The organism is Curvibacter sp. EU05-FHT14A10, assembly GCF_058791075.1.
In genome coordinates this window covers 31,688-52,886 of record NZ_JBYTDE010000021.1, presented here as the reverse complement: position 1 = coordinate 52,886, position 21,199 = coordinate 31,688, and the positions used below count along the sequence as shown (strand labels likewise).

Here is a 21,199-nt window from a genome sequence, read left to right as displayed (position 1 = left end):
CATTCCTTTTTTCCCATGGCCGACCACGACACCCCTTTCCTCATGCTCCACCTGGGGCTGGGCTCATTCCACCGCGCCCATCAGGCCGTCTACCTGCATCAGTTGCAGCAACTCGGCGACCGCCGCTGGGCCCTGGCTGCCGGCAACCTGCGCCCCGACATGGCTGACACGATCGAGGCCCTGCAGGCCCAGCACGGCGCCTACACCCTGGAGACCGTGAGCCCGCAAGGCGAGCGGGTGTACCAGCGCATCACGGCTTTGCAGACCGTGGTGCCGTACGACCCGGCACTCAGCGGGCTGATCCGGCTTGGGAGCGACGCGCGCACCGGCATCCTCTCGTTCACCGTCACCGAGGCGGGCTACTACCTCGACTCGGCCAACCGGCTGGAGCTGGCCCAGGCCGATTTGCAGGCCGACCTGCTGGCCGCCCGGCAGGGCCGGGCCGGCAGCACGATCTACGGCGCCTTGTGCGCCATCCTGCGTGAGCGCATGCGCCTGGGGGGCGGCCCGGTGACCCTGCTGAACTGCGACAACCTGCGCCACAACGGCGACCGCTCCCGCAGCGGGCTGCTCCAGTTCATCGAGCAGCTGGGTGACACCGCCTTGTCGGGCTGGGTGCAGCGCCACACCAGCAGCCCCAACGCCATGGTCGACCGCATCACGCCGCGACCCACGCCCGCGGTGCGTGAGCGCGTGGCTGCCGCCACCGGTGTGGACGACCCGGCGGCCCTGATGGGCGAAAGCTTCATCCAGTGGGTGATCGAAGACCGCTTTGTGGCGGGGCGGCCCGAATGGGAGCGGGTAGGGGTCGAGATGGTGGGCTCGGTCCAGGCCCATGAAGAGGCCAAGATCCGCCTGCTCAATGCCACCCACAGCTGCATCGCCTGGGCCGGTACCCTGCTGGGCCTGACCTACATCCACGAGGGCACACTGCACCCGGTGATCCGCCGCCTGGCCTACGACTACGTCACCGACGATGTGATCCCGGTGCTCGACACCCCCGAGCACCCCAGCCCCATCGACCTGGCCCGCTACCGCGATGTGGTGCTGGAGCGTTTCGGCAACCCGGCCATCGCCGACACCAACCAGCGCGTGGCCATGGATGGCTTCTCGAAGATCCCGGGCTTCATCGTGCCCACGGTGCGCGAGCGGCTGGCCGCAGGGGCCAGCATCCGCAGCGTGGCGGTGCTGCCGGCCCTGTTCCTGGCCTACCTGCAGCGCTGGCATCAGGGGCGCATTCACTACGTCTACCAGGACCAGGCGATGGACCCGGCCCAGGCCCACACCGTCTGCGAGGCGGCCGACCCGGTACGGGCGTTCGCCGCCCTGCCCACGTTGTGGGGCGACCTGGCCGGCGACCGCCGCCTGGTGGCCGCCCTGCGCGAAGCCAGCCAGCGCGTCACCCAATTCATCGAGGAGCAAAAGGCATGAGCGAGCGACTGAAGCACAAGCACGCCCTGTTGACCGGGGCCGCCGGCGGCATCGGCCTGGCGGTGGCCGGGGCCTACCTGGCCCAAGGGGCTCACTGCACCGTGGCCGACATCGGGGCCCAGCCTACGCCCGAGCTGGCGGCCCTGATGCAGCGCCACCCCGAGGCCCTGCACTACCAGCAGGCCGATGTGACCCGGCTGGCCCAGATCGACACCCTGATCGAGCAGGCCCGCAGCCGCTACGGGGCCATCACCACCTTGTTCAACAACGCGGCCATTTTTGACATGGCCCCCTTGTTCGACAGCCACGAGGCGATGTACGACCGGATCTTTGCGGTCAATGTGAAGGGCGCCTTCTTTGTGATGCAGAAGGTGCTGGCCCACATGGTGGCCGAGGGCGTGCAGGGCGGCGCGGTCATCAACATGGCCTCGCAGGCCGGGCGCCGGGGCGAGGCCCTGGTGTCGCACTACTGCGCCAGCAAGGCTGCCGTCATCAGCTACACCCAGAGTGCCGCCCTGGCCATGGCACCGCACGGCATCCGGGTCAACGGGATTTCGCCCGGCGTGATCGACACCCCCATGTGGCAGCATGTCGATGCCCTGTTCGCCCGCTACGAGCACCTGGCCCCGGGCGAAAAGAAAAAGCAGGTGGGCGCCGCCGTGCCTCTGGGGCACATGGGCCAGCCCACCGACCTGTGCGGGGCCGCCGTGTTCCTGGCCAGCGACGAGGCGGCTTACATCACGGCCCAGACCCTCAACGTCGATGGCGGTAATGTGATGTCCTGAGCCTTGTCCTGAGTCCGTCCTGTTCCGAGTCCACCCTGCTGCGCCGCCATGTCCACCAAACCCCGCCAGCTCAAGCCCGAGCTTGAACACGACTACAGCCGCCCGACCGAGCTGGGCTACGAGGCGCCCGATGAGGTCGGGCTGATCCGCTGCCTGTCGCACGGCTTTCCCACGCCGCTGGCCCGTTGGCACTACCACGACGAATACGAGCTGCACCTGATCACCGCCACCACCGGCAAGGCCTTTGTGGGGGACTGGATCGGCCAGTTCCAGCCCGGCCACCTGGTGCTGACCGGGCCGCGCCTGCCGCACAACTGGGTGAGCGTCGATGTGCCCGAGGGCGGTGTGCCGCAGCGCGATCTGGTGATCCAGTTCCGCCATGAGCCCATCGAGCAGGGCAGCCAGCAGATTCCGGAGTTGCGTGAGCTGCTGCCCCTGCTGGAGCGGGCCCGCCATGGCATCGAGTTCTTCGGCCTGCAGCAGCAGGCGACCGAGCACTGGCACCGCATCAAGCGCCTGCAGGGCCTGGCGCGGTTTGCCGCCTTCTGTGATTTCATGGCCGAGTTGGGGCGCTGCACCGACTTCAGGCTGCTGTCGAGCGCCCGGCTGCAGAGTGAGGACAACGACGCCCAGCTCGACCAGATCAATGCCATCCTGATGCGCATCACCGACCGCCTCAGCGAGCCGGTGTCGGCCACCGAACTGGCGGCAGAGCTGGACATGAGCGAGAGCCGCTTCTCGCGCTTCTTCCGTCGCGCCACCGGCAACACCTTCACCGACTTCGTCAGCCATGTGCGGGTGAATCGCGCCTGCCAGTTGCTGATGGAGTCGGATCGTCTCATCACCCACATTGCCTATGAAGTGGGTTTCAACAACATGGCCAACTTCAACCGGCGCTTTCTCGACATCAAGGGCATGACCCCCAGCGAGTACCGGCGCCAGGTGGACAAGCGCTTTGGCCTCAAGACCTGAAAGGCCGTGCCCATGTACCTCGGAATCGATCTCGGCACCTCGGGTGTCAAGGCCTGCCTGCTCGACCCTGAGCTGGGGATGATGGCCAGTGCCGACGCGGCCCTGACCTTGCAACAGCCCCGCGAGGGCTGGAGCGAGCAGGCCCCGCAGGCCTGGTGGAAGGCGGTGGAGCAGGCGCTGCAGCGCCTGCGCGCCCAGGCCCCGGCAGCCTGGGGCAGCGTGCAGGCGTTGGGCCTGTCGGGCCAGATGCATGGTGCCGTGCTGCTCGACGCCCAGGACCGGGTGCTGCGCCCGGCCATTCTGTGGAACGACGGCCGCAGCGAAGCCGAATGTGCCGAACTGGAGGCCCTGGCCCCTGAGCTGCACACGGTGGCCGGCAACCTGGCCATGCCGGGCTTCACCGCACCCAAATTGCTGTGGCTGCGCCGCCATGAGCCGGCGCTGTTCGAGCGCACGCGCCGCGTGTTGCTGCCCAAGGACTGGCTGCGCCTGCAGATGACGGGCGAGGCCGTCAGCGAGATGTCCGACGCCTCGGGCACGCTGTGGCTGGATGTGGGGCGGCGCTGCTGGAGCGAGCCCTTGCTGGCGGCCTGTGGCCTGGGCCTGTCGCACATGCCTCGGCTGGTCGAGGGCGATCAGGTGTCGGGTCTGCTGCGGCCCGTGCTGGCCGAGCGCTGGGGCCTGCCGGCCGGTGTGCGGGTGGCGGGGGGCGGGGGCGACAACGCCGCCAGCGCCATCGGTGTGGGGGCGGTTCGGGCGGGGCAGGGGCTGGTGTCGCTGGGCACCTCAGGCGTGGTGTTCCGCGTCTGCGACGCGTTCCGGCCCCTCACGGACCAGGCCGTGCACACCTTTGCCCATGCTCTGGCGGGGCGCTGGCACCAGATGTCGGTGATGCTCAGCGCCGCCAGTGCCCTGAGTTGGCTGCGGCGCCTGACCGGCGTGGCCGATGAGGCCGAACTGAGCCGCCTGGCAGGTCGCTTGAGCCTGGCTGAGCGGGCCGAGGCGCCCTTGTTTCTGCCCTACCTCGGGGGCGAGCGCACCCCTCACAACAATCCTCAGGCCAGTGGCGTGTTCTTGGGCCTGCGCAGCCGCCACGGGCCGGCGGATCTGGCCTGGTCGGTGATGGAGGGGGTGGGCTTCGGCCTGCTTGACGGTCTGCAGGCGATGGGCCCGTCGCCCAGTCAAGCGCCAGCGGCCTTCTCGCTGGTGGGGGGCGGGGCGCGCAGCGATGTCTGGGCCGGTCTGCTGGCCAGCGGCCTGGGCTGCCCCTTGCTGCGGCCCGTCGGGGCCGATGCAGCGGCGGCCCTGGGCGCGGCACGCCTGGCCTGGCTGGCCGATGGCGGCGACGAAGCCACCGTGTGCCAGGCCCTGCCCACCCAGGCCTGTTTCGAGCCTGAGCCCGAGCTGCAGGCGCTGCTGCAGGCGCGCCATCCACGTTTTCGAGCCGCCTACCCGGCGCTGCAGGCCCTGTTTTGAGCCTTTTCCTGACCCCTGTGACGGACCCCGCTTCCGAACCTATTGCCCGACTGCCATGACCGAATCCCCTTTGCCACTGCGCGTGGCTGTTGCCGGCGAAGCCTTGATTGACCTGGTGGGCCTGGCCGACGGCCACTACCAACCCTGTCTGGGCGGGGCGGTGTACAACCTGGCCCGCGCCCTGGCCTGCCAGAGCGTGGGCACGCTGTACCTGAACCCGTTTTCACGTGACCGCTTTGGCCGTGAACTGCAGGCCCAGTTGTTGCGCGATGGCGTGCGTCTCGCGCAAGCCGAGCCCGTGCCCCAGGCCACCTCGCTGGCCTTGGTGGGGCTCAATGCCGACGGGCACCCTGATTACGCCTTCTACCGTGAGGGCGTGGCCGACCGGCAGGTCAGTGCGCAGGGGCTGGCCCAGGCCCTGCGGCCTCATGACAGCCTGGAGCTGGTCTGCACCGGCGGCCTGGCGCTGGATGCCCGCGATGCGGGCATCTACCTGCCCTGGCTGCAAGCCCAGCGTGCGGCCGGGCGCGGTGTGGTGGTGGACGCCAACCTGAGACCCTCGGTGATGCCGGACCTGCAGGCCTACCGACAGCATGTGCTGGCGGTGCTGGCCCAGGCCCACATCGTGAAGGTCAGTGACGAAGACTTGCTGCACCTGGCGCTGCCCGGCGACACGGCACTGGAGCGTGCAGTGCACTTGCAGCGCCAATCGGGCTGCCCTTGGCTGCTGCTGACCCTGGGGGCCGAGGGGGCCTGTCTGTTGACCGGGCCGGGGGCGGCCTGGCAGGCGCGTGAGACCGATGCCTTGACAGTGGTCGATACCGTGGGGGCGGGCGACAGCTTTCTGGCGGGCCTGCTGGCGGCCTTGCTGCAGCGCTTGCCTTCACCGCTGGAGGCGTCGAACTGGGCCGACCGCCTGCAGCGCTTGTCGGGCGACGATGCGCAGGCCCTGCTCGGCCATGCCCTGGCCTGTGCCAGCCTGTGCGTGCAGCAGCGCGGCTGTGTGCCGCCACACTGGGCCGAGGCCCAGGCCTGGCGGGCGCAGCACAGCTTGCAGTCCCGGGCCTTGGCGCTGCCGCACTGAGCGCTCAAGCCCCGGCCACCGCGGCGCTCACAGGTTGGTAGCCGCCAGCACCTCGTTCAGGTCGGTCAGGCCGTGCAGCATCTTGTCGATGCCGTCCTGGCGCAGGGTCTTCATGCCGGCGGCCAGGGCGCTCTGGCGCAGCTCGCTGCCGCTGGCGCGGTGGCGGATCTGGCCGCGGATGGTGTCATTGCTCAGCATCAGCTCGTGCAGCCCCAGCCGGCCCTGGTAGCCATGGTGCTCGCAGTGCGGGCAGCCGGCTTCGTGGGCGCGGTACAGCATCAGGCCTTGTGGCCCCCGGCCGTGGGTGTGTTGCCATTGCTCGACCTGGTGCTGAACATCTTCAGCGCTGGGTTGGGCCACACCATCGCAGGCGCTGAGCAGGTACTGACGGGCCAGGCCCTGCAGTGCCTCGGTGGTGGCGGGCTGGGCTTCGCGGCAATGCGGGCACAGCCGGCGCACCAGGCGCTGGGCCAGGATGGCCAGCAGCGAGTCGGAGAAGTTGAAGGGGTCGAGCCCGATCTCCAGCAGACGCCCGACGCTTTCGGGGGCCGAGTTGGTGTGCAGGGTGGACAACACCAGGTGGCCGGTGAGCGAGGCCTCGATTGCGATGCGGGCGGTCTCCTCGTCGCGCATCTCGCCGATCATGATCACGTCGGGGTCGGCACGCAAAAAGGTGCGCATGGCGGCGGCAAAGGTCCAGCCGATGCGCGGGTTGATCTGCACCTGACGCAGGCCCTCCTGGGTGATCTCGACCGGGTCTTCTGCGGTCCAGATCTTGCGGTCCTCGGTGTTGATGTCGCGGATCAGCGAGTGCAGGGTGGTGGTCTTGCCGCAGCCCGTGGGGCCGCAGACCAGGATCAGGCCGTAGCTTTTCTGGGCCATGGCGCGCAGGGCCAGCAGGTTGTCGGGGTTCAGGCCGATGCTGTCCAGCGGAAGCGGGCGGTGGCTGCCCAACAGGCGCAGCACCACGTCCTCCAGGCCCTGCGAGGTGGGCACGGTGACCATGCGCATCTCCAGGCGTGAGTTGCCAAAGCGCGAGAAGTCGATCTTGCCGTCCTGCGGCTTGCGGTGCTCAGAGATGTCCAGCCCGGCCATGATCTTGAGCCGGGTGACGAGTGCGAAACGCCAGTGGCAGGGCACTTCGAGGTAGTTGATCAGGCGGCCATCCACGCGCAGCCGGATGCGCACCGGTGCCGGTGCGGGCTGCATCTCGATGTGGATGTCCGAGGCCCGGTGGGCCTGGGCCTCGCTGATCAGGGTGTTGATCAGGCGCACCAGGGTGTTGTCCGATTCGCTGACCTGGGTCGGGTCGACGTGGGTTTCCACGTCGCCGGCAGGCGCCAGTTCACTGGCCAGCGCGTGCGCGTCGAGCACCTTGGGGGCGTCCGCCGTGGCCGGGGTGCCCGTTGGTCCGGTGGTGCCGGTCCGACGCGGATAGAAGCGCGCGATGGTAGGCTGCAAGGTACCGGGGGCGGCCAGGGCCGGCAGCAGGCGGTGCTGGGTCAGGAAGCGCAGCTCATCGAGCAGGCGTTGATCCCAGGGGTCGGCCATCAGCAGCACCAGCACCTCGTCTTCGAGCAGCAGCGGCAGCACGGATTCACGTTCGGCCACATGGTGGGGCACCAGGGCCAGTGCGGCGGGGTCGGGTGAGAGCTGGCGCGGGTCGATCACGGGGCTGCCCAGCCAGGCCGCAATGGCGGCCTGCAATTGCGCCTCGCTCAGAATGCCGTTGCGCACCAGAATCTGGCCGAGCAGGGTCCTGTCCTGGTGTTCACCCGCGGGGGCGTTGTGCCGTTGCTTTTGCTGGTGGGCCAGGGCGCTTTCGATGGTGGCGCGTCCGACCAGCCCGCTTTGCTGCAGGGCCTCACCCAGGTGCCGGGCCCGGCTCAGGGTGGGGTGGTGGGCATGCAGGCCGTCCCAGAGTTCGCGGCTGGTCGCGGGGCGCAGAGGTGGGTTCAAAGCGGTGGCTGGCGGTGCAGTCATGAAGGCGCGATCAAAAAAAGGACTTGGTGGGTTTCAGGTCCTGGCCCTTCTTGCTGGGGCCCTGTCACCTGATCGCGTCCTTCCCGGGCCCTGTGCAGCACAGGGTCAGCGCGTGATGTAACTATATGTTAAAGCTTGTGTGAGCCTGGGTGTGTTATCAGACCTCGGCAGGTGGGGTCATGGCGACTTCGCCGGCCCCCACTGTGCTCACGGCCTGCTCGTGCAGCCGGTGCCGTCAGGGGGCGAGACTCGAAAATGACCTGCATGACGATCTCCAGTGAGTGAATGGCGTCTCAAAGACAGGGGGGCAATGACTTCATTGAAAGCAGATAATTTCGCATCAAGGTTCCTGAAAATACAGAGCTTTCGTCATGAGCGCCTCTTTCAATTACAAGCACCTGTATTACTTCTGGGTGGTCGCCAAGGAGGGCGGTATCTCCAAGGCGGCCGAGCGGTTGGGCATGGCGGTGCAGACCATCAGTGCCCAGGTCCGAGAGCTGGAGCGTTCGTTGGGCTATGCGCTGCTCAAACCGGCCGGGCGAGGGCTGGTGCTGACCGATGCGGGCATGGCCGCCATGCAGCAGGCGGACCAGATCTTCCAACTCGGCGAGAGCCTGCCCACCCGCGTGCGCGATGCGGTCAGCGCGCCCATGGTGCGGCTGGCCGTGGGGATTTGCGACGGCTTGTCCAAGCTGGTGGTGCGCAGCCTCTTGAACCCGATCATGGAGGTCACGCACCTGCGCCTGCTGTGCCATGAAGGCGAACTGGACGACCTGCTCGGTGAATTGGCGCTGCACCGGCTCGATGTGGTGCTGTCCGACCGGCCGGCACCCGTCAATCCGAACATCAAGCTCTACAGCCACCTCATGGGCACCTCGTCGATCGCTTGGTATGGCACGGCGGCCATGGCCCAGTCTTGCAGCCGCCACTTCCCGGCCAGCCTGGCCGATGTGCCGGTGCTGCTGCCCACGGGCCACACGGCCTTGCGGGCCCGCCTGGATCAGTGGTTCGAGCAGCAGGGGGTGCGGCCCCGGGTAGTCGGTGAGTTCGAGGACAGTGCGCTGCTGAAGACCTTCGGCGCCAGTGGCATGGGGGTGTTTCCGGCTTCCGAGCTGGCGCATGAGGATCTGCAGTCCCACTACCCGGTGCGCCGCATTGGCCCTTGCGAGGGGGTGACCGAGCATTTCTATGCCATTGGCACCGAGCGCAAGGTGCAGCACCCCATCGTGCAGCGGCTGCTGCAGGCGGCGGCCTGAGGCCGGGCTCTCAGGCGGTCTGCTGGATCCCGGCCAGCACCCAGCCGCCGGCACCTGCCAGGGGCTTGCTCAGGTTCCAGACCTCGTCGAACACCTCATCGTCGATGCCCGCGCCGTAGCGGATGAAGCCGGTGAAGCGGACGCTCACCAGGTAGCGCGGGGGTTCTTGCGCCACGTCGAGCACCTGGGCCTCGAGTTGCAGGACTTCACCGCGTTGCGGGGCTGAGCCACGCTCTCCGAATTCTTGTTGCAATTGGGCCAGCATCTCCGGCGTGGTGAACTCGCGCAGGGCGTCAAGCTGGCCGCTGTCATAGGCCGCCTGGAGCCGGACGAAGTTGGACTTGGCATGGTGCTCGAAGCCCGCCCGATCGAAGTCCGCCGGAATCGCGGCCTGTTGAGCCACCGGTTGCAGGGCCGAGCCGATGAGCGAGCCGGACCCGGTGCCCAGTGGGCTGGATGGCGTCGCAACTTTGTAGGCGTTCTGCGGCTGCGTGGCTTGAGGCGCGGTGGCGTAGGGCGCACCGGGGCCGACCCCTGGGGCGACTTGAGGACCGATGGCGGCCGGCATCAGGCCTGGGGCCGCTTGGCCAGTGCCCGGGCTGCCCTGGGCGCGCCGGCGCAGCACGAAGCCGATCACGGCCATGACGGCGACGGCCAGCAAGCCCATCATCATCATGGAGGCCAACTGCTCGCCAAAGCCGAAGTGCGAGGCCAAGGCCGCCAGGCCCAGGCCGGCGGCGAGGCCGGCCAGGGGCCCGGCCCAGGAGGGCTTGCGGGCCGCGGCCGTGCCGGCGGCAGCGGCCGGCGTGGCCGCTGTTGCGGGCGTCGCGCTGGGGCTGGCCTGGGCGGCCGGGCTGGACGGGGCCTTGTTCTGCACCGCTTCGCGTTGGGTGCCGACGGACTTGCCGCCGCCCATGCGTTTGGCGGCCTCGGCGTCCATGGAGGCGGTCGCCAGGCCCAGCGACAGCACCACGGCCAGTGCGGTTAAGAGTTTCTTCATGGTCTGCTCCTGGATGAAAAATGATCCTGGACGCAGCGTAAGCAGGAAGACGCTCAAAAAAAAGCTGGGTTTAGTGGATCCTCATTCCTAAAAAACCTGAATCAAATCCGGTGCTGCTCAGCCCGTTGGCGGCTGGCCGGGCGCCATCGATGGGCGGCGCGGTGTCAGAGCGCCAGCTCGTACTCCACCGTGATCGGTGCGTGGTCGCTGAACTTCTCGCCCTTGTAGATGGCCTCGGTGCGCGCGGTCTCGGCGATGGCGGGGGTGGCCAGGTGGTAGTCCAGGCGCCAGCCCACGTTCTTGGCGTAGGCCTGGCCGCGGTTGCTCCACCAGGTGTAGCAGGCCTCGGTGGTGTCGGGCTGCAGGCGGCGGTAGACGTCGACCACGCCATCGGCCAGCAACTGGGTCATCCAGGCGCGTTCTTCGGGCAGAAAACCACTGTTCTTCTGGTTGCCCTTCCAGTTCTTCAGGTCGGCCTGCTGATGGGCGATGTTGATGTCGCCGCACAGCACGAAGTCGCGCTGTTGCTTCAGGGCCATCAAGTGCGGGTGCATCAGCGCCAGGAAGCGGAACTTGGCCTGCTGACGCTCCTCGCCCGAAGAGCCGCTGGGGAAGTAGCTGCTGATGACCGAGAACTTGCGCTGGGGGGTGTCAAAGCGCAATTCGACATAGCGACCTTCGGCATCGAACTCGCCGCCATCGAAGCCGACCACCACGTCGCTGGGCGCGTGACGGGTGTAGACGCCCACGCCTGAATAGCCCTTTTTCTCGGCCAGATGAAAGTACCCCTTGAGCTGCGCCAGCTCTTCGAAGCGGCCGGCCAGATCGGGGGCCTGGGCCTTGATCTCCTGCACACAAATACAATCCGGCTGGGTGGCCGCAATCCAGGCTTCGACGCCCTTGGTGGTGGCCGAACGGATGCCGTTGAGATTGAGGCTGGTTAATTTGAACAAGGAATTCCCCATGGTGGTTGAGAGCGTGCAAGGGTCTGGTCAAGACCTGCTGGCCCAGGATTTTGTGCAGTTTGCGGTGGATGCAGGGGTGCTGCGCTTTGGTGAATTCAAGACCAAGGCGGGCCGCCTGAGCCCCTACTTCTTCAATGCCGGGCTGTTTGACGATGGCGCCAAGCTGGGCCGTCTGGCCGAATTCTATGCAAAACGGATCCTGGAAAGCGGCATTGAGTTCGACATGATTTTTGGCCCGGCCTACAAAGGCATTCCACTGGCCGCGGCGGTCGCGATCGAGCTGGCCCGCCTGGGCCGCAACGTGCCCTTTGCCTACAACCGCAAAGAGGCCAAGGACCATGGCGAGGGCGGCACCCTGGTGGGCGCGCCGTTGAAGGGGCGGGTGCTGATCGTGGACGATGTGATGTCGGCCGGGACTGCCGCGCGCGAGTCGATTGCCATCATCCAGGCGGCCGGGGCCCAACCCCATGCCGTGGCCCTGGCCCTGGACCGTCAGGAGAAAGCCACCGAAAACGGGCAGGACGTGCCTTACAGCGCTGTGCAATATGTCCGGGATCGGCTGGGTTTGCAGGTTTGTGCCATCGCCAGGCTGGCGGACTTGTTACAGTATCTGCAACAAACCGGGCAGGGTGGTTCGGCGGCAGATCACGAGCGTGTTCTGGCCTATCGCCAACGCTACGGAGTCAGCGAAGGATAAAGAGTGACGATCAGGGTTTGGGCCGTGATGGGCTTGCTGGCAGTCCACAGTGGACTGCAGCTTGCCCATGCCCAAGCCATCTTCACCTGCGTGGACGGCAAGGGCCGTCGCATCACCTCAGACCGGCCCATTCCCGAGTGCCTGGACCGCGAGCAACGCGAGCTCAACCCCAGCGGGACCGTCAAGCGCCAGATTCCCCCCAGCCAGACCGCTCAGGAGCGCGCCTCAGAGGAGGCTCGCCAACGCCAGGCCGAAGAGGAGCAGGCGCGGGTCCTGGAAGAAAAGCGCCGCGACCGCGCCCTGCTGGCGCGCTACCCCGACCGGGCTTCGCACGACGCGGAGCGTGGCGAGTCGCTGAAGCAGGTTGACGAGGTGGTGGTGTTGGCGCAGCGTCGCATCGATGATCTCAAGGCCCAGCGCAAGGCCATTGACACCGAGTTCGAGTTTTACCGCCACGACCCGAACAAAGCACCTTTGGCGCTGCGCATGCGGCGCCAGGACAACCTGGCGACCGAGCAGGCGCAACTGCGCTTCATCGAGGAGCAGGCGCAGGAGAAAAAACGCATCAATCAGCGTTTTGACCGCGAGCTGACGCGCCTGACCCTGCTCTGGGGTGGCGCCCGCTGAGCGCACCCGGGGCCGTGCGGGCCCCGGTGCTGACACAGGCGTAGGCGCTCGCTTTCGCCTCAGGCCAGTTTGCTCTTGAGCAGCTCGTTGACCTGGCCCGGGTTGGCCTTGCCCTTGCTGGCCTTCATCACCTGGCCCACCAGGGCGTTGAAAGCCTTGTCCTTGCCGGCCTTGTACTGCGCCACGTTGTCGGCGTTGGCGGCAATCACCTCGTCGATGATCTTCTCGAGCGCGCCCGAGTCGTTCATCTGCTTGAGGCCCTTGGCTTCGATCACGGCGTCGACTTCGCTGGCCTCGCCACTCCAGAGCGCTTCAAACACTTGCTTGCCGGCGTTGTTGGAGATGGTGCCATCGGCAATGCGGGCGACCAGTGCCGCCAGCTGGGCCGCGCTCACGGGAGCGGTCTCGATGCTGGCCTCGCCGCTGTTGAGGCGGCGTGACAGCTCGCCCATCACCCAGTTGCTGACCAGCTTGGGCTGGCCGCTGGCCTTGGCCGCCGACTCGAAGTAGGCCGCCATGGCCTTGCTCTGGGTCAGGGTGGTGGCGTCGTACTCGGGCAGGCCGTAGTCGGCCACGAAGCGGGCGGCCATGGTGCGCGGCAGCTCGGTCATGGCCGCCTTCACGCGCTGCACCCATTCGTCGGCGATCACCAGTGGGGGCAGGTCGGGGTCCGGGAAGTAGCGGTAATCGGCTGCGTCTTCCTTGGTGCGCATGGCGCGGGTTTCGCCGGTGTCGGGATCGAACAGCACGGTGGCCTGCTGGATGGCATGGCCGTCTTCGATCTGGTCGATCTGCCAGCGCACCTCGTAGTCGATGGCTTGCTGCATGAACTTGAAGCTGTTCAGGTTCTTGATCTCGCGGCGGGTGCCCAGGGGCTGGCCGGGTTTGCGCACCGACACGTTGGCGTCGCAGCGGAAGCTGCCTTCCTGCATGTTGCCGTCGCAGATGCCGATCCAGGTGACGATCTTGTGCAGCTCTTTGGCGTAGGCCACGGCTTCGTCGCTGGAGCGCATGTCGGGCTCGGTCACGATCTCCAGCAGCGGCGTGCCGGCACGGTTCAGGTCGATGCCCGACTGACCGATGAAGTCTTCGTGCAGCGATTTGCCGGCATCTTCTTCAAGGTGGGCGCGTACCAGACGCACCGTCTTCTTCTCGTCACCGAGGAAGAACTCGACCTGGCCGCCGACCACCACCGGGATCTCGAACTGGCTGATCTGGTAGCCCTTGGGCAGGTCCGGGTAGAAGTAGTTCTTGCGCGCGAAGATGCTTTTGTGCGAGATGTGCGAGCCGATCGCCAGGCCGAACTCGATGGCGCGTTCGACGGCGCCCTTGTTCATCACCGGCAGCGTGCCGGGCAGGGCCAGGTCCACGGCGCAGGCCTGGGTGTTGGGTTCGGCACCAAAGGCCGTGGGCGCTCGGCTGAAGATCTTGCTCTGGGTGGAGAGCTGGGCATGGGTTTCGAAGCCGATCACGACTTCGTAGCCGTGCACGAGTTTGGGTTGACTGCTCATGATCAGATGCTCTCCGGACGGCGGAGGTGGAAGTCAGTGGCTTGCTGGAAGCGGTGGGCGGCGTTCAGCAGACGGGTTTCGCCGAAGTAGTTGCCGATCAGCTGCAGGCCCACGGGCATGCCGCCTTCGCCGAAGCCGGCCGGCAGGCTCATGCCGGGCAGGCCGGCCAGCGAGCCGGGCAGGGTGAAGATGTCGGCCAGGTAGTTGGCCACCGGGTCGGCTGATTTCTCGCCCAGCTTCCAGGCCACGGTGGGGGCCACCGGGCCGGCGATCACGTCGCATTGCTTGAAGGCCTGCTGGAAGTCGTCGGCAATCATGCGGCGGATCTTCTGCGCCTGCAGGTAGTAGGCGTCGTAGTAACCGTGCGACAGCACATAGGCACCGATCATGATGCGGCGCTTGACCTCGTCGCCAAAGCCTTCGGCGCGGGTCTTCTTGTACATGTCGGTCAGGTCGCCGTAGTCCTTGGCGCGGTGGCCGAACTTCACGCCGTCGAAGCGGCTCAGGTTCGAGCTGGCCTCGGCCGGGGCGATGATGTAGTAGACCGGGATGGACAGTTCGGTGCGCGGCAGGCTGATCGGCACCAGGGTGGCGCCCAGCTTCTCATACTCTTTCAGGGCGGCGTCGACGGCGGCACGCACATCAGGGGCCAGGCCTTCGCCAAAGAACTCGGCCGGCACGCCGATGCGCAGGCCTTCGATCGAGTCGTTCAGACCACGCGAAAAGTCTTCGGCCGGCACGTCGAGCGAGGTCGAGTCGCGGTCCGGGTCGGGGCCGCAGATCGCCGACAGCAGCAGGGCACAGTCTTCGGCGCTGCGGGCCATGGGGCCGGCCTGGTCCAGGCTGGAGGCGAAGGCGATCATGCCGTAGCGTGAGGCCCGGCCATAGGTGGGCTTGATGCCGGTGATGCCGCAGAAACTGGCGGGCTGGCGGATCGAGCCGCCGGTGTCGGTGCCGGTCACGGCCGGGGCCAGGCGGGCCGCCACGGCCGCGGCGCTGCCACCCGACGAGCCGCCGGGCACGCGGTTGCGGTCCCAGGGGTTGCGCACCGGGGCGGGCTGCTCGAAGCCCAGCGGGGCGATGGCCGAGTTCTCATTGGCCGAACCCATGGCGAACTCGTCACAGTTGAGCTTGCCCAGGGTCACCGCGCCAGCATCGGCCAGCCGTGTGACCACGGTGGCGTCAAACGGCGACTGGTAGCCCGCCAGCATCTTGGAGCCGGCGGTGCTGGGGAAACTCTTTGTAACAAAAATATCTTTGTGTGCAATCGGCACACCGTCCAGGGCGCGGGCCTGGCCGGCCGCAATCCGCTCATCGGCGGCCCGGGCCTGGGCCAGGGTGGCCTCTTCGTTCAGGGCGACAAAAGCCCCGAGTTCAGGTGCGGCCTGGATGCGGCCGAGAAAATGCTGGGCCGCCTCGACGGCGGAAACTTCACGCTTCTGAAGCTGGCGGGCCAGTTCGGCCACGCTGAGGTCATGCAATGCAGGGGAGGTCATTCGAACGATTCCTTACTCGATCACCTTGGGCACCAGGAACAGGCCCCGCTCGACGGCGGGCGCGCTTTGCTGGTTGGCCTCGCGCTGGTTGGGCTCGCTGGCGATGTCGTCACGCAGGCGCAGCGCCACCTCCTGGATGGCGGCCACCGGGTGAGCCAGGGGCTCCAGACCGGTGGTGTCGACAGCGCGCATTTTTTCGACGATGTCAAAGAAACCATTGAGCTGGGTGAGCATGCGCTCGCTTTCGGCAGGTTGAAGTTCCAGCCGGGCCAGGTTGGCGATCCGGGCTATGTCCTGAGAGGTGAGGGCCATAGAGTTTGAGCGGGTGGTATCTGAAAAAAGCCGCTGTCGCAGCGGTGTTCCGAGGAGGTCGGAGGAAGTTATTCACAGGGGATCGGGTATTATCCCGTCTTTGTCGCGTTACCCCCCAAAGTGCTGGTAATTGAGCTAAAAACCGCTCATTTTGACCCCTGGTGACCCTGTAACTGACCCCGAAAATTGAGGCGACGGCGGGCCGAAGCGCATGCCGTGCCTGAGAGGATTTTGAATGTTTGGAGCCTTCCGTCGGTATTTCTCCACCGACCTTGCCATTGACCTTGGCACTGCCAACACCCTGATCTTTGCCCGCGACAAGGGCATCGTGCTGGACGAACCCTCTGTGGTCGCCATCCGCCATGAAGGCGGCCCGCACGGCAAGAAGGTCATCCAGGCCGTGGGCCGTGAGGCCAAGGCCATGCTGGGCAAGGTGCCTGGCAACATCGAGGCCATCCGCCCCATGAAAGACGGCGTGATCGCCGATTTCGTGATCACCGAGCAGATGATCAAGCAGTTCATCAAGATGGTGCACCCGCGCACGTTGCTGGCCCCCAGCCCGCGCATCATCATCTGCGTGCCCTGTGGCTCCACCCAGGTTGAGCGTCGCGCCATCAAGGACGCGGCCGAGGCCGCAGGTGCCACCGCGGTGTACCTGATCGAAGAACCCATGGCGGCCGGCATCGGCGCCGGCCTGCCGGTGTCCGAAGCCAGCGGCTCGATGGTGGTGGACATTGGTGGCGGTACCACCGAAGTCGGTGTGATCTCGCTGGGCGGCATGGTCTACAAGGGCTCGGTCCGCGTGGGCGGCGACAAGTTCGACGAGGCCATCATCAATTACATCCGCCGCAACTACGGCATGCTGATCGGCGAGCCTACCGCTGAAGCCATCAAGAAGCAGATCGGTTCGGCCTTCCCGGGCTCTGAAGTGCGCGAGATGGAAGTCAAGGGCCGCAACCTCAGCGAAGGCGTGCCGCGCAGCTTCACCATCTCCAGCAACGAAGTGCTGGAGGCGCTGACCGACCCGCTCAACCAGATCGTCTCGGCCGTCAAGAACGCGCTGGAACAGACCCCGCCCGAACTGGGCGCCGACATTGCCGACCGCGGCATGATGCTGACCGGCGGTGGTGCTTTGCTGCGCGACCTGGACCGCCTGCTGGCCGAGGAAACCGGCCTGCCGGTGCTGGTCGCCGAAGACCCGCTGACCTGCGTGGTGCGCGGTTGCGGCATCGCGCTGGAGCGCATGGACCGTCTGGGCAGCATCTTCACGAGCGAATAACACCACCATGTCCGCACCAAGCCGGTTCGTCGTTCAGGCGGCCGGCTTTTTGCGATTCTGGTGACACCTGGGTCTAGCCGAACATGCCTCTGGGAACCCTGGACCGCAACGCGCCGTCGCTTTTCCGGCAAGGGCCAACACCGCTGACCCGGCTGTTGTTCTTCAGCGCCTTGTCGGTGTTTCTGATGGTGGCCGATGCGCGCTTTCACCTGACGCACCCTCTGCGGGCGGCGGTCGACACGGCCTTGTACCCGCTGCAATGGGTGGCCTTGCAACCGGTGCGGGCAAGCCAATCGGCGGCTGAGTACTTCGAGTCGCTGAATTCGGCACAGGCGATCGAAGAAGAGGCCCGCCGCAAGCTGGCCTTGCAGTCGCAGCGCGCCAACCAGGTCGAGCAACTGCAGCAGGAGAACACCCGCCTGCGCGAGCTGCTGGGGCTGCATGAGCGATTCAAATCCGAGGCCCAGGCGGCCGAGGTGCTGTATGACGCGCCCGACCCCTACACCCGCCGCGTCATCATCGACCGCGGGCAGCTCAAGGGCGTGGCGCTGGGCTCACCGGTGATCGACGAGGCCGGGGTGCTGGGCCAGGTGACGCGGGTGGACCCGCTGCTGGCCGAGGTGACCCTGGTGATCGACCGCGATTTCGCGATTCCTGTGCTCAACACCCGCACCGGTGCGCGCAGCGTGGCCTATGGTGACCCGATCGCCAACGGTGGCGGCCTGGAGCTGCGCTACATGCCCGCCAATGCGGATGTGCAGGCTGGCGATCTGCTGTCCACCAGCGGGGTCGATGGCGTCTACCCGCCCGGCCTGCCGGTGGCCCGGGTGGACAAGGTGGAGCGCCGGGCCGATTCGGCCTTTGCGCGCATCCATTGCGTGCCCCTGGGCCTGGTGATGGCGTCGCGTCACGTGATGGTGCTGAGCCCCCTGGGCGACCAGGTGCCGCCGCGGCCGCAGCCCGAACCCGCCGCACCGCAGCGCAAGGGAGGCCGCAAATGATGGGCAAAGCGAGCGGCCAGCAGCTTTTGCTGCCGGCCAATCCGGTCTTCATCTGGACCTCCGTGGTGGTGGGCCTGCTGGTCAACCTGCTGCCGCTGGGCCGCATGCCGGGCATGCCCGATGTGCTGCTGCTGTTGCTGATGTTCTGGTCGGTGCATCAGCCCCAGCGGGTGGGCATTGGCGCGGGTTTTGTGCTGGGCCTGGTCATGGACGTGCACCAGTCGGCGCTGCTGGGGCAGCATGCCCTGGTCTATGCCGGCTTGAGTTACCTGGCCACGCAGATGCAACGCCGCCTGCTGTGGTTCAGTGTGCCGTCGCAGGCGCTGCAGTTGCTGCCATTGTTCCTGGGTGCGCACCTGGTCGAGCTGGCTTTGCGGGTGTTGCTGGGCGGCATCTTTCCGGGTTTCTGGTTCCTGCTGGCGGGCACGCTCGAGGCCTTGCTGTGGCCGCTGGCGTCCTGGGTGCTGCTGGCGCCTCAACGGCGTCCGCCGGATCGCGATGAAAACCGGCCGCTATGACCGAGCTGCGCAACGTCGAGGTCGACCTGTGGCGCTTCCGCACCCGTGTGGTGGCGGCGGGCGCGGTGGTGTTGATTTGTTTCTCTTTGCTGGTGGCCCGCCTGATCTACCTGCAGGTGGTGCGTCACGAGGACCTGGCCGAGCAGGCTGAGAACAACCGCACCGCGGTGGTGCCCATCGTGCCCAACCGCGGCCTGATCGTGGACCGCAATGGCGTGGTGCTGGCCACCAATTACTCGGCCTACACGCTGGAGATCACGCCCTCCAAGGCCGGCCCGCTGGACGAGGTGATCGATGGCCTGGCCACCGTGGTCGACATCCAGGCCCGCGACCGGCGTCGCTTCAAGAAGCTGGTCGAAGAGTCCAAGAGCTTCGAGTCGCTGCCCATCCGCACCCGGCTGTCAGACGAAGAGGTGGCTCGCTTTGCCGCCCAGCGCTTCCGCTTTCCGGGCGTCGAGATCAAGGCCCGGCTGTTTCGCAACTACCCCTATGGGCCGCTGGCCAGCCACGTGATCGGCTACATCGGCCGCGTCAACCAGAGGGAAAAGGAAGACATCCAGGATTCGGACGACGAAGCCAACTACCGAGGCACCGAGTACATCGGCAAGCTGGGCGTGGAGCAGAGCTTCGAGCGGCAGCTGCATGGGATCACCGGTGTCGAGCAGATGGAGACCTCGGCCGGTGGCCGCGCCGTGCGGCGCCTGGCCAGCCACCCGGCCACACCGGGCAACACCGTGATGCTGTCGATCGACATCAAGCTGCAGAAGCTGGTCGAAGACCTGTTCGGCGAGCGCCGGGGTGCCCTGGTGGCACTGGACCCCAAGACCGGCGAGGTGCTGGCCTTTGTCAGCAAGCCCACTTTCGACCCCAACCTGTTCGTGGACGGCATCGACCAGGAGAATTGGCAAGCCCTCAACGAGTCACCCGACAAGCCCCTGTTGAACCGGGCCTTGCGTGGCACCTACCCGCCGGGCTCCACCTACAAGCCCTTCATGGCCCTGGCCGCGCTGGAGACGGGCAAGCGCACGCCCCAGCAGACGATCTACGACCCGGGCTATTTCATGTTCGGCAACCACCGCTTCCGCGATGACAAGGAAGGCGGCCATGGCACGGTGGACATGTACAAGTCGATCGTGCAGTCGTGCGACACCTATTACTACATGCTGGCCAACGACATGGGCGTGGACCTGATCCACGACGAGATGCAGAAGTTCGGCTTTGGTGCGCTCACCGGCATCGACATCTTCGGTGAGGTGCGCGGCATCCTGCCCTCCACCGATTGGAAGCGCAACGCCTACAAGCGTCCTGAGCAGAAGCGTTGGTACTCGGGCGAGACCATCTCGCTGGGCATTGGCCAGGGCTACAACAACTTCACCATGCTGCAACTGGCCACGGCCACGGGCGTGCTGGCCAACAATGGCGTCAAGATGAAGCCGCACCTGGTCCGCCAGGTGACCGATGTGGTGACGCGCCAGTCGCAAGACACCCAGCAGGAAATCAAGGCCGAGTTGACCGCCAAGCCCGCCAACATCGCTGTCATTCGCAATGCGCTGGTGGGTGTGAACACCGAGGGCACCGGGGCCACGGCCTTCCGGGGCGCCGGCTATGTGGCCGCCGGCAAGACCGGCACCGCCCAGGTGGTGACGGTCAAGCAAAACGAAAAATACGACGCCGCCAAGCTGTCCGAGCGCTACCGCGATCACGCGCTGTACATGGCCTTTGCACCGGCCCAGGACCCGCAGATCGCCCTGGCCATGGTGGTCGAGAACGCGGGCTGGGGTGGGGCCACGGCAGCGCCCATCGCACGCCGGGTGTTCGACTACTGGCTGATGCAGCAATACCCCAGCGAGCCGGACCTGGCCGCCGTGCAGGCCGGCCAGGCCCAGACCCCGATAGGCACCCCGCGCAAGGTGTCGGAAGTGCCCGGGTTGCCCGATCTGTCGCAGGGCCAACTGCCGGCGCGCGGCAGCAGCCGTTGACGCACCGAGCGGGCGGCGGCGGGCCGCGGCCCGCCGGCCTCAGCGCAGGAAGGCGTCGTAGCCCGTCTTGAGGATCAGGAGCGACACCACGGCGATGAACACGCCGCGCACAAAGCCTGCCCCATGTTTGAGGGCCAGCCGCGTGCCCAGCACGCTGCCCAGCACATTGGCCGCCGCCAGCGGCAGCGCGTAGTGCCACCACACATGGCCCTTGAGGCTGAACAGGATCAGTGCGGCCAGGTTGGTGGCGGTGTTCAGCAGCTTGGCATTGGCCGACGCGTTCAAAAAGTCGTAGCCCAGCCAGCGCACCAGCAAAAAGACAAAGAAGCTGCCCGTGCCCGGGCCGAAGAAACCATCGTAGAAACCGATCACCAAGCCGATCAGGCTGATGGCGGCGGTCTCATGCAGGCCCGCAAAGCGCGGCGCATGGTGACGTCCGAGTTCCTTGCGGGCCAGGGTGTAGGCCAGCACACCAAGCAGGATCAGGGGCAGCAGGCGGCGCAGAAACTCGGGCGAGATCTGGGTCACGGCCCAGGCCCCCGCAAAGGCCCCGGCAAAGCCCGCGGCTGCGGCGGGCAACACGGTGGGCCAACGCAGGCTCACGCGGCGCTGGTACTGCCAGGTGGCGATGCCTGTGCCCCAGATCGAGGCGCTCTTGTTGATGCCGAAGAGGGTGGCCGGTGGCGTGGTGGGGTAGATGGCGAACAGGGCTGGTACCAGGACCAGGCCGCCGCCGCCGACGATCGAATCGATGAATCCTGCCAGCAACGAGGCCAGCGATACAAGAAAGAAGTCCATTGGGCGGATTGTCGCATCGCCTGCCGGGG

At 66.9% G+C, this 21,199-nt stretch carries 19 protein-coding genes; 12 read left to right on the top strand and 7 right to left on the bottom strand.

Going from position 1 to position 21,199, the window contains the following annotated elements; genetic code table 11:
• Window positions 1-15: 15 nt before the first annotated feature.
• The 5 genes from dalD to AC3WUT_RS26640 are packed head-to-tail and all read left to right on the top strand — an operon-like array spanning window position 16 to window position 5,748.
• Entirely contained in the window at window positions 16-1,431 is a 1,416-nt protein-coding gene (gene dalD / locus AC3WUT_RS26660) for a D-arabinitol 4-dehydrogenase (protein ID WP_492350090.1), read from the top strand.
• Window positions 1,428-2,216: an L-iditol 2-dehydrogenase gene (locus AC3WUT_RS26655; protein ID WP_492350089.1), complete on the top strand. Its 789-nt coding sequence runs from the start codon at window positions 1,428-1,430 to the stop codon at window positions 2,214-2,216. Before dalD ends, AC3WUT_RS26655 begins: the two co-directional genes overlap by 4 nt.
• A gap of 48 nt (window positions 2,217-2,264) precedes the next feature.
• Window positions 2,265-3,188, top strand: a complete 924-nt coding sequence (locus AC3WUT_RS26650) for an AraC family transcriptional regulator (protein WP_492350088.1) — start codon at window positions 2,265-2,267, stop codon at window positions 3,186-3,188.
• Between the two features lie 12 nt (window positions 3,189-3,200).
• Window positions 3,201-4,664: a xylulokinase gene (gene xylB / locus AC3WUT_RS26645; RefSeq protein WP_492350087.1), complete on the top strand. Its 1,464-nt coding sequence runs from the start codon at window positions 3,201-3,203 to the stop codon at window positions 4,662-4,664.
• Between the two features lie 55 nt (window positions 4,665-4,719).
• Entirely contained in the window at window positions 4,720-5,748 is a 1,029-nt protein-coding gene (locus tag AC3WUT_RS26640; RefSeq protein WP_492350086.1) for a PfkB family carbohydrate kinase, read from the top strand.
• A 27-nt stretch (window positions 5,749-5,775) separates the two neighbouring features.
• Here the strand turns inward: AC3WUT_RS26640 and AC3WUT_RS26635 are convergent, their stop codons facing one another.
• The gene (locus AC3WUT_RS26635) at window positions 5,776-7,731 is read right to left on the bottom strand and encodes a GspE/PulE family protein (protein WP_492350085.1); all 1,956 of its coding nucleotides are present in this window, start codon (window positions 7,729-7,731) and stop codon (window positions 5,776-5,778) included.
• Window positions 7,732-8,102: 371 nt separating this feature from the next.
• Here AC3WUT_RS26635 and AC3WUT_RS26630 point away from each other — a divergent pair, with 371 nt between their 5' ends.
• Window positions 8,103-8,987 carry a LysR family transcriptional regulator gene (locus tag AC3WUT_RS26630; protein WP_492350084.1) on the top strand — a complete coding sequence of 295 codons (885 nt, stop codon included), beginning with the start codon at window positions 8,103-8,105 and terminating at the stop codon, window positions 8,985-8,987.
• Between the two features lie 10 nt (window positions 8,988-8,997).
• On the opposite strand, the gene AC3WUT_RS26625 is transcribed toward AC3WUT_RS26630, so the two are convergent.
• Both AC3WUT_RS26625 and AC3WUT_RS26620 read right to left on the bottom strand, forming a co-directional pair.
• Complete coding sequence (locus tag AC3WUT_RS26625) at window positions 8,998-9,987, bottom strand: Tim44 domain-containing protein (RefSeq protein ID WP_492350083.1); 990 nt, start codon at window positions 9,985-9,987, stop codon at window positions 8,998-9,000.
• 164 nt (window positions 9,988-10,151) lie between these two features.
• Window positions 10,152-10,940: an exodeoxyribonuclease III gene (locus tag AC3WUT_RS26620; protein ID WP_492350082.1), complete on the bottom strand. Its 789-nt coding sequence runs from the start codon at window positions 10,938-10,940 to the stop codon at window positions 10,152-10,154.
• A gap of 10 nt (window positions 10,941-10,950) precedes the next feature.
• On the opposite strand from AC3WUT_RS26620, the gene pyrE reads away from it, so the two are divergent.
• Both pyrE and AC3WUT_RS26610 read left to right on the top strand, forming a co-directional pair.
• The gene (gene pyrE / locus AC3WUT_RS26615; RefSeq protein WP_492350081.1) at window positions 10,951-11,649 is read left to right on the top strand and encodes an orotate phosphoribosyltransferase; all 699 of its coding nucleotides are present in this window, start codon (window positions 10,951-10,953) and stop codon (window positions 11,647-11,649) included.
• 3 nt (window positions 11,650-11,652) lie between these two features.
• Window positions 11,653-12,276, top strand: a complete 624-nt coding sequence (locus AC3WUT_RS26610) for a DUF4124 domain-containing protein (protein ID WP_492350080.1) — start codon at window positions 11,653-11,655, stop codon at window positions 12,274-12,276.
• A gap of 59 nt (window positions 12,277-12,335) precedes the next feature.
• On the opposite strand, the gene gatB is transcribed toward AC3WUT_RS26610, so the two are convergent.
• The 3 genes from gatB to gatC are packed head-to-tail and all read right to left on the bottom strand — an operon-like array spanning window position 12,336 to window position 15,595.
• The gene (gene gatB, locus AC3WUT_RS26605; RefSeq protein ID WP_492350079.1) at window positions 12,336-13,787 is read right to left on the bottom strand and encodes an Asp-tRNA(Asn)/Glu-tRNA(Gln) amidotransferase subunit GatB; all 1,452 of its coding nucleotides are present in this window, start codon (window positions 13,785-13,787) and stop codon (window positions 12,336-12,338) included.
• Between the two features lie 2 nt (window positions 13,788-13,789).
• Window positions 13,790-15,283: an Asp-tRNA(Asn)/Glu-tRNA(Gln) amidotransferase subunit GatA gene (gene gatA, locus AC3WUT_RS26600; RefSeq protein WP_492350078.1), complete on the bottom strand. Its 1,494-nt coding sequence runs from the start codon at window positions 15,281-15,283 to the stop codon at window positions 13,790-13,792.
• Window positions 15,284-15,295: 12 nt separating this feature from the next.
• Window positions 15,296-15,595 carry an Asp-tRNA(Asn)/Glu-tRNA(Gln) amidotransferase subunit GatC gene (gene gatC, locus AC3WUT_RS26595; RefSeq protein ID WP_019577859.1) on the bottom strand — a complete coding sequence of 100 codons (300 nt, stop codon included), beginning with the start codon at window positions 15,593-15,595 and terminating at the stop codon, window positions 15,296-15,298.
• A gap of 235 nt (window positions 15,596-15,830) precedes the next feature.
• Between gatC and AC3WUT_RS26590 the strand changes: the two genes are divergently transcribed.
• The 4 genes from AC3WUT_RS26590 to mrdA all read left to right on the top strand — a co-directional run bounded on the left by AC3WUT_RS26590 (window position 15,831) and on the right by mrdA (window position 20,372).
• Entirely contained in the window at window positions 15,831-16,874 is a 1,044-nt protein-coding gene (locus AC3WUT_RS26590; RefSeq protein ID WP_019577858.1) for a rod shape-determining protein, read from the top strand.
• 83 nt (window positions 16,875-16,957) lie between these two features.
• Window positions 16,958-17,875 (top strand): rod shape-determining protein MreC, encoded by a 918-nt coding sequence (gene mreC / locus AC3WUT_RS26585; RefSeq protein WP_492350077.1) that lies wholly within the window; start codon window positions 16,958-16,960, stop codon window positions 17,873-17,875.
• Window positions 17,872-18,393 carry a rod shape-determining protein MreD gene (gene mreD / locus AC3WUT_RS26580; protein ID WP_492350076.1) on the top strand — a complete coding sequence of 174 codons (522 nt, stop codon included), beginning with the start codon at window positions 17,872-17,874 and terminating at the stop codon, window positions 18,391-18,393. Before mreC ends, mreD begins: the two co-directional genes overlap by 4 nt.
• Window positions 18,390-20,372, top strand: coding sequence for a penicillin-binding protein 2 (gene mrdA, locus AC3WUT_RS26575; RefSeq protein ID WP_492350075.1), 1,983 nt, complete (start codon window positions 18,390-18,392; stop codon window positions 20,370-20,372). Before mreD ends, mrdA begins: the two co-directional genes overlap by 4 nt.
• Before the next feature lie 39 nt (window positions 20,373-20,411).
• On the opposite strand, the gene AC3WUT_RS26570 is transcribed toward mrdA, so the two are convergent.
• Window positions 20,412-21,170: a sulfite exporter TauE/SafE family protein gene (locus AC3WUT_RS26570; protein WP_492350074.1), complete on the bottom strand. Its 759-nt coding sequence runs from the start codon at window positions 21,168-21,170 to the stop codon at window positions 20,412-20,414.
• Between the last annotated feature and the right edge of the window lie 29 nt (window positions 21,171-21,199).

Bases quoted from the DNA above. Each gene is read 5' to 3' on its own strand.
- dalD (WP_492350090.1), top strand. From the start codon at position 16: ATGGCCGACCACGACACCCCTTTCCTCATGCTCCACCTGGGGCTGGGC.
- AC3WUT_RS26655 (WP_492350089.1), top strand. From the start codon at position 1,428: ATGAGCGAGCGACTGAAGCACAAGCACGCCCTGTTGACCGGGGCCGCC.
- AC3WUT_RS26650 (WP_492350088.1), top strand. From the start codon at position 2,265: ATGTCCACCAAACCCCGCCAGCTCAAGCCCGAGCTTGAACACGACTAC.
- xylB (WP_492350087.1), top strand. From the start codon at position 3,201: ATGTACCTCGGAATCGATCTCGGCACCTCGGGTGTCAAGGCCTGCCTG.
- AC3WUT_RS26640 (WP_492350086.1), top strand. From the start codon at position 4,720: ATGACCGAATCCCCTTTGCCACTGCGCGTGGCTGTTGCCGGCGAAGCC.
- AC3WUT_RS26635 (WP_492350085.1), bottom strand. From the start codon at position 7,731: ATGACTGCACCGCCAGCCACCGCTTTGAACCCACCTCTGCGCCCCGCG.
- AC3WUT_RS26630 (WP_492350084.1), top strand. From the start codon at position 8,103: ATGAGCGCCTCTTTCAATTACAAGCACCTGTATTACTTCTGGGTGGTC.
- AC3WUT_RS26625 (WP_492350083.1), bottom strand. From the start codon at position 9,987: ATGAAGAAACTCTTAACCGCACTGGCCGTGGTGCTGTCGCTGGGCCTG.
- pyrE (WP_492350081.1), top strand. From the start codon at position 10,951: ATGGTGGTTGAGAGCGTGCAAGGGTCTGGTCAAGACCTGCTGGCCCAG.
- gatB (WP_492350079.1), bottom strand. From the start codon at position 13,787: ATGAGCAGTCAACCCAAACTCGTGCACGGCTACGAAGTCGTGATCGGC.
- gatA (WP_492350078.1), bottom strand. From the start codon at position 15,283: ATGACCTCCCCTGCATTGCATGACCTCAGCGTGGCCGAACTGGCCCGC.
- gatC (WP_019577859.1), bottom strand. From the start codon at position 15,595: ATGGCCCTCACCTCTCAGGACATAGCCCGGATCGCCAACCTGGCCCGG.
- AC3WUT_RS26590 (WP_019577858.1), top strand. From the start codon at position 15,831: ATGTTTGGAGCCTTCCGTCGGTATTTCTCCACCGACCTTGCCATTGAC.
- mreC (WP_492350077.1), top strand. From the start codon at position 16,958: ATGCCTCTGGGAACCCTGGACCGCAACGCGCCGTCGCTTTTCCGGCAA.
- mreD (WP_492350076.1), top strand. From the start codon at position 17,872: ATGATGGGCAAAGCGAGCGGCCAGCAGCTTTTGCTGCCGGCCAATCCG.
- mrdA (WP_492350075.1), top strand. From the start codon at position 18,390: ATGACCGAGCTGCGCAACGTCGAGGTCGACCTGTGGCGCTTCCGCACC.
- AC3WUT_RS26570 (WP_492350074.1), bottom strand. From the start codon at position 21,170: ATGGACTTCTTTCTTGTATCGCTGGCCTCGTTGCTGGCAGGATTCATC.